Source organism: Flavobacterium sp. (assembly GCF_003525665.1).
Lineage (GTDB): Bacteria > Bacteroidota > Bacteroidia > Flavobacteriales > Flavobacteriaceae > Flavobacterium.
On the sequence record NZ_DQDX01000017.1, the window covers coordinates 19,875 to 27,022 of the forward strand.

Annotated in this window: 6 protein-coding genes and 1 pseudogene; 4 read left to right on the forward strand and 3 right to left on the reverse strand. The window is 32.4% G+C overall.

Annotation, left to right across the window (positions count from 1 at the left end; all coding sequences use genetic code 11):
• A pseudogene (locus DIU01_RS01175) lies at positions 1–335 on the reverse strand (acyl-CoA reductase); the annotation flags it as partial.
• Positions 336–477: 142 nt separating this feature from the next.
• On the opposite strand from DIU01_RS01175, the gene DIU01_RS01180 reads away from it, so the two are divergent.
• Together DIU01_RS01180 and DIU01_RS01185 are read left to right on the forward strand one after the other, a co-directional pair.
• Complete coding sequence (locus DIU01_RS01180; RefSeq protein ID WP_290831431.1) at positions 478–828, forward strand: 4Fe-4S dicluster domain-containing protein; 351 nt, start codon at positions 478–480, stop codon at positions 826–828.
• 161 nt (positions 829–989) lie between these two features.
• On the forward strand, positions 990–2,159 hold the full coding sequence (locus DIU01_RS01185; protein WP_290831432.1) for a hypothetical protein: 1,170 nt from the start codon (positions 990–992) through the stop codon (positions 2,157–2,159).
• Between the two features lie 59 nt (positions 2,160–2,218).
• On the opposite strand, the gene DIU01_RS01190 is transcribed toward DIU01_RS01185, so the two are convergent.
• Entirely contained in the window at positions 2,219–2,761 is a 543-nt protein-coding gene (locus tag DIU01_RS01190) for a hypothetical protein (RefSeq protein ID WP_290831433.1), read from the reverse strand.
• A gap of 153 nt (positions 2,762–2,914) precedes the next feature.
• Positions 2,915–5,590: a TonB-dependent receptor gene (locus DIU01_RS01195; RefSeq protein WP_290831434.1), complete on the reverse strand. Its 2,676-nt coding sequence runs from the start codon at positions 5,588–5,590 to the stop codon at positions 2,915–2,917.
• Between the two features lie 142 nt (positions 5,591–5,732).
• Between DIU01_RS01195 and ychF the strand changes: the two genes are divergently transcribed.
• Complete coding sequence (ychF, locus tag DIU01_RS01200) at positions 5,733–6,827, forward strand: redox-regulated ATPase YchF (RefSeq protein WP_290831435.1); 1,095 nt, start codon at positions 5,733–5,735, stop codon at positions 6,825–6,827.
• A 1-nt stretch (position 6,828) separates the two neighbouring features.
• The coding region (locus DIU01_RS01205; RefSeq protein ID WP_290831436.1) for a hypothetical protein at positions 6,829–7,148 on the forward strand (320 nt) is incomplete at its 3' end.

The window sequence follows — 7,148 nt, forward strand, 5'->3', positions numbered from 1 at the left end:
TGAAAACCAACCAACGGAATATTTCCTGCTAGAATTAATCCTACAGTTTTTGTACGATTTTTGTCATCCTGAGCGCAGTCGAAGGAATATTTTGATAACCACTTATCAATATTCTCTTCTTTTAAAGCTTCTGCCCAAGATTGCACCGAAAAATAAACTTGATCTGGAGTAAACCATCCGTTGTGTGACTGCGATAATTCGATTAAAGAAAGGAAGTCATTATAAAACAAATCGTTGTTTAAAACATCCTCTTTTTGGGTTGAGTTGTCTAAGGCAAATTGGCTTAAAAATTTCCCTAATTCAACAAAACATTTTTTTTTCTCGAATTGTAACATATGTTGCTTGTTTATGAATGGTTTTGATTGTAATTTTGCACAAAATTAATAAATAGAAATTTGGCAATCGCCAAAAGTTAAAAAAGTTGTAAGTTATTTTAACTTGTAAACTTTTAAACTCATAAACTTTTAAACATTAAAAATGGCAATCATTATAACAGACGAATGTATCAATTGTGGTGCTTGTGAGCCAGAATGTCCAAACACTGCAATTTATGAAGGAGCAGACGATTGGAGATATAAAGACGGAACAAAATTGAGAGGAAAAGTAATTCTTCCTGATGGAACCGAAATTGATTCTGACGCAGCACAAACTCCGATTTCTGATGATATTTATTACATTGTTCCAGGTAAGTGTACCGAGTGTAAAGGTTTTCACGAAGAACCACAATGCGCTGCAGTTTGTCCTGTAGATTGTTGTGTGCCTGATGATAATCATGTTGAAAGTGATGAAACACTTTTAAACAGACAAGCATTTCTTCATAACGAATAATTTTTGGTAGCGAATTGGTATCTAATTCTTTACAGAATCTATAGAATTCGCTACTCTTAAACCGTTTACATCGTTAATCAAAAGTTGGTTTTGAATTAATTTCGTATTTTTTCCTAAATTTTATGAAAATATTATTTATTTTCGTTAAATATTTAGTGAAAATGAAAAAAATCTTTGCGTTTCTTTTTTTAATTCTATCCTCTACATTTTATTCTCAAAACGCTGAGATTGTATTAGTTTTAAAAGACGCCGATACCAAAGCAGTTATTGAAGATGCAACGGTGTTGGTTTTGAGAACCAAACAAGTAAATTTAAGCAATTCTGAAGGTAAAGTTTCCTTCGTTTTAAAAGGGATTTCGGGAATTCAAATTACGCACACTTCCTATCAAAGTGTCACAGTAAGGTCATCCAATTTGAAAGAAAAAGAGAATGTTATTTTCCTAAAAAATAGTGTTACTAATCTTGATGAACTTATTTTAACCAAACAGCATCCGCAAAAAATATTAGCTAATTTAATTGAAAATTCTACCAATAAATTATCTGTTCCAGCACGACTAAAAATTTATTCACGAGAGTTTTTTAAGCTCAACGGAGTTTGTTCTAATTATAATGATGGATTAATGAATTTTCAATTATTTGGGAAACCAAAAAAAATCACATCCAATATTTTAGTAGAACAAAACCGATCGTATGGCTTGGTTGACGTTAATATTAGCAACGAACTTTTGGGCTACAATTTAAATGATATCATTGAGAATTACTATAACTTTAAATACTTATTACCTTTATTACAACCAAAAGCGAAAAAAGAATTTGATTTTCTGATAAAAGGAAACGCTTCTAATTCAGATTATTATGTGATGTTTGTGACGCCTTTAGATACCGCAACAGGATTGCTAGACGATTTTACAATTACTTACGATAAAAAAAAGAAGATTATAATTGAAGTTACTTCCATAGTGTCACCAGCATCGGTTGCTAAAGTAAAAGAACGAAAAGGCAAAAATGTGAGGAACATCTACAAGTCTTTTTTTAAGGCAATTTATAGATCGGATGCGTCCAATTATTACTTATTGAGTTCAAGAGAAGAAATTGGTTTCGAACGAATTCATAGAAATAATTCGACTGATATTGAAGTTAAAAACAGTTTTGTAACCACAAATTTTAGCACACAAAACTTTACTTATAAAGAAAGCGAAGTGTTTAAAGACAAAACATTATTCAACAAAAAAAACGTAATTCTAAATAATTATTGGGAAATTTCGGGCTTGGTAGCAACTCCAGAAGAAGAAGAAATAATTCTAAGCGTAGCTGATAGAGGTGAAGAATAAAAAAAGTTCCAACTGCGTAAACAAATTGGAACTTTCAAATATATATAGAGTTTATGTTTCTACTTTACAATTTCAAATTTTTCTCTTTTAACTGAATCAGAATTTGAATCATAAGTTTCTAAGATAAAATTTCCATCCGTATCATAAAATCCTATTGCAACTTTATTATCATGAACGTAAATGTAGTTGTTGTTGGAAGTTTTACGTAAAATACCTTTAGGTTTGTTATCAGGAGAAGTCAATGTGTAACCCGATTTATCAGATTGCATTTGGTATTTTTGTCCGTCAAACATATAGTAGGCAGATCTATCTACATTTACTTCTTGAACTTGTCCGTCAATACTAACTTCGGTAGTTTTAATTACATCTACTTTATTATCAACAACTTGAGGAATGTTTAAAGTATTTGCTTTTTCTTCGCCCAACGCAACTTTTTGAACCTCTTGCGTTTTTTCTGTTTTAACCAATTTCTTTTCTCCTTTAGAATCTTTTATGGTAGTAACAGTTGTTTTAGTTTCTGATTTTACATTTTTTGGAGTTTGTGCAAATACGTTGGCAGTAAATGCAAATACGGTCGCGAATGTTAAAATTATAGTTTTCATAATATAAATGTTTTGTTTATTAATATGTACAAATTTATATTAGACACGCAATCTTTGTGTTATATAATTATTTTATAAGGTTATATAATTCACAGACTTACAAAAAAAAATCCCGAGAAAACTCGGGATTTTGAAGTTATAATAGATTGTAAATTACAGTTGGAATCCAAGTCTAGCATAGTAATAAGCTCCGCCAAATCCCATTTGAACCGCATCCCAATATCCACCAGCTTCAACCCAGTCGTCTTGTTGATCTGGGTAAATATTGAATAAGTTGTTGCTTCCAATACTTAATTTTGTAGTTTTTGAAAGTTTGAATCCTAATGTTAAATCAGTTACGATTTTTACACCATAAGTATCAGTAGCAGCTTTTACTTGATCTTGGAATGTTCCATAATCAGCAACATCTTCATACATTTGATAATCTAGTAATTTTACTTCGCTAAAACGTGTAAATGCTAATCCTGCATCAAACCACTTTCTAGCATAGTTAAGATTTAAGCTAAATTTATTATCTGGAGCAGAAGCCAAAAGGAATGCTTTTTCTCTTTCTCCAAAGAACGTTTGTTCATCAAGAGTACCATTATTTACAGCATCAATTTTCATATCATTGATGTTTCCAATTAAGCTTGCGCCAAATGAATTATCGCCATATTTTTTTCTCCAAGATAAAACTACGTCCAAACCAGTAGTTTTAGTGTCAACACCATTTACGAAAAACTGTGCAGAATCTACACCAATTCCTAAAGAAGAAGCATCAAAATATCCTGTTAAAACAATTCTGTCTTGTACATTAACCATGTAACCATCTACAGTTGCAGTGAAATTTCCAAAGTTGGCTGTAAAACCAAGTGAGCCATTAATTGCTTTTTCTTCGTTTAGTTTTCCAATTCCAAATGCTTGAGTAACTGGGCTGTTGTTAGGAGAAAGTAGAATTTCTGATGCACCACTTGAAGAGAAATTTGTAAATCTTAAATTATAATAAATTTGAGCTAAAGATGGCGCTCTAAATCCAGTACTGATTGATCCTCTTAAGTTTACGTTTTTGCTAGCTTTAATTCTAGTTGCTAATTTTCCGTTTAAAGTACTTCCAAAATCGCTATAATTCTCATAACGTAAAGCAGTACTAATTAAGAATGAATCTGTTATATCTAACTCGCCGTCAGCATACAAAGAAACGTTAGAACGACTTCTGTCAACTTCATTTGCTGGACTATAACCAGGAAAACCTTGTGAACCACCAGGACGAGGATCGCCAGTTTCTGGATCAGTAGGAATTACTTGTGTTGTTGGATCGGTAACTACTAATCCGTCTTCATCATAGGTTGCGTATGAAGCTTCTTCACCAGCAAAAATTGTAAATTTTTCAGTACGATATTCTGCACCAAAAGCTACATTTAATCCGCTCATAACAGAAGCATAGTTTTTTGATAAATCAAAATTTATAGTATTTTGACTTAAAGTGTGTCCACCAGCGTCAAACTCTGTTGGTGATGCTTCTTCTAAAGATGCGTTTAAAGTTCCTTTAATATAATAGTGAAAAAGATTTTTACCATAAGTATTACTAATATCAACTTTCCATCCACTTGAAGTTTCAGTTCTAAGACCAACAGCATACGAATTATCGATAATGTTAGAAGTAATTCTAGGTGTAAACCCATTAGGATAAATTGAAGTTACAATTCTTGGAGATGGATTGTTTCGTGTAAAAGCAAACGCATCGGTATCTCTAAAATTACGTCCACCAAAGGCATAAACTTCAGTTTTATCGGAAACAGGAACTGCTACATTTCCAAAGAAATTGAAACTCTCAATAGATGCTTCACCAAAACCTCTTCTAAAATCAAATCCAGGACGTAATGTTTTTTCTTTGTTTAAATATTCGGCTGTAAAATTTGCAAATCCGCCTTTTTCGCCAATTTTAGCACCATAATTAGCAGCTACTTTTAAAGAATTTCCATCAAAGTTTCTGCCTTTTGCAGTTTTGTTTCCGTCGGCATTGGTGTCAAGGAAATTGTCTCCTGTATTGGCAGTTCCAGCAGGAAAATCACCATTGGCGTTAGTATTAAAGGCGCCATAACTTACCATTCCTGTTAGTTCATCAACATTGTCATTTAATACAATATTGATTACACCAGCAATTGCATCAGATCCATATTGAGCTGCTGCACCATCACGTAAAATTTCAATTCTTTTGATAGAACTTGCTGGAATCGCGTTCAAATCGGTTCCTGTATTTCCTCTTCCACGAGTACCAAATAAATTAATTAGCGATGATTGGTGTCTTCTTTTTCCGTTTATTAAAACCAATGTTTGGTCTGGACCCATTCCGCGTAAAGTAGCTGGATCAACGTGGTCTGCACCATCAGATCCCGATTGTTTATTTGCGTTAAATGAAGGTGCGGCATATTGAAGCAATTCGTTTATTTCTAATTTTCCGCTTTGCGTTGTAACGCTTTTTACATCAATAATGTCAATGGGAACTGCCGAATTCACAACGGTTCTTTTTGAATTTCTAGAACCTACAACTTGTACTTCTTCTAACAATTGTGATTCAGATAATGTGATTTCAATACTAGAATTTCCGCTGGTGCTTTTTTCTACAGATTTAAATCCGACATACGAAAAAACCAAAGTCGCATTTTCTTGAACTTTAATTTTATACGAACCATCTATATCCGATTGGGTTCCGTTAGAGGTTCCTTTTTCAACAACGTTAACTCCAATTAAGGGAAGTCCGTTTGCATCCGACACTTTTCCTTTAATTTCTTTTTGGGCAAAAATGACTGTAAAATTCAGTAGAAAAAATAATAATGTAATTTTTTTCATAAATAAGTTGGGTTAGTTAATATTTGAAAGCAAAGTAACATTTTTTTAATATAATATTAACATTATTTTTAAATTATTTATAACTATTTAATAAACAATATTAAAACCTTATATTTGCACACTTTTTATAATAAAAATCAAAATGAAAGCAGGAATTGTAGGATTACCAAACGTAGGAAAATCGACTTTATTTAATTGTTTATCCAATGCTAAAGCGCAAAGTGCTAACTTTCCGTTTTGTACTATTGAGCCAAATATTGGTGTGGTTAACGTTCCAGATCCAAGAATTAATCGTTTGGAAGAATTGGTAAAACCAGAACGCGTTCAAATGGCAACTGTTGATATCGTTGATATTGCAGGATTGGTTAAAGGAGCAAGTAAAGGTGAAGGTTTAGGAAATCAATTCCTTGCCAATATTAGAGAATGTAATGCAATTATTCACGTTTTGCGTTGTTTTGATAACGATAATATCGTTCACGTTGATGGAAATGTAAACCCAATTCGTGATAAGGAAACTATTGATATCGAATTGCAATTAAAAGATTTAGAAACGGTTGAAAAACGTTTAGAAAAAGTAAATCGTGCTGCCAAAACTGGAAACAAAGAAGCGCAAACAGAAAAAGCACTTTTAGATAGAATTCGTGAAACCTTGTTGCAAGCAAAATCTGCAAGAACTGTTGAGCCACAAAATCAAGACGAAATTGAATTGATGGAAGATTTTCAATTAATTACAAACAAACCAGTACTGTATGTTTGTAATGTTGACGAAACTTCAGCGGTAAACGGAAACAAATATGTAGATCAAGTTCGTGAATTAGTAAAAGACGAAGATGCAGAAGTTATTATACTTTCAGTAGGAGCGGAAGCAGATATTACTGAATTAGAAAGCTACGAAGAACGTCAAGTTTTCTTAGAAGATATGGGATTGACTGAACCAGGTTCGGCAGTTTTAATTCGTGCAGCTTACAAATTATTAAAACAACAAACGTATTTCACAGCAGGAGTTAAAGAAGTTCGTGCTTGGACAATTAATGTTGGAGATACAGCACCAAAAGCAGCTGGAGTAATTCATACTGACTTCGAAAAAGGATTCATCCGTGCTGAGGTTATTGCATTTGATGATTATTCTGCCTTAGGTTCAGAAGCGAAATGTAAAGAAGCCGGAAAACTAAGAGTAGAAGGAAAAGAATATATTGTTAAGGATGGAGATGTGATGCATTTCCGTTTTAATGTGTAATATGAAAAGATTTTTATTAGTCGTAATTATTGCAGCATTCTGTTGCAGTACAAGTTTTGCGCAAAGTAACCATCGTCTTGGTTTTTTGTTTGGACCTAATCATTTTAGTTTGAGAGGTTCAGATTTTCTTGATGAAGCAAAATCAGAATATGGTGTTTTTTTTGGGTTTTCTTATGAATATAAGTTTAATAAACGTTTATCTTTAGTTACAGGAATAACTTTAGAGGAAAAAAGGATAAACTATAATTCGCAATTTTCTGAAGACTATTTTAATGACCAATTTGAAATGACAACTTATGACTATTCAGTAAAAACTAAAAA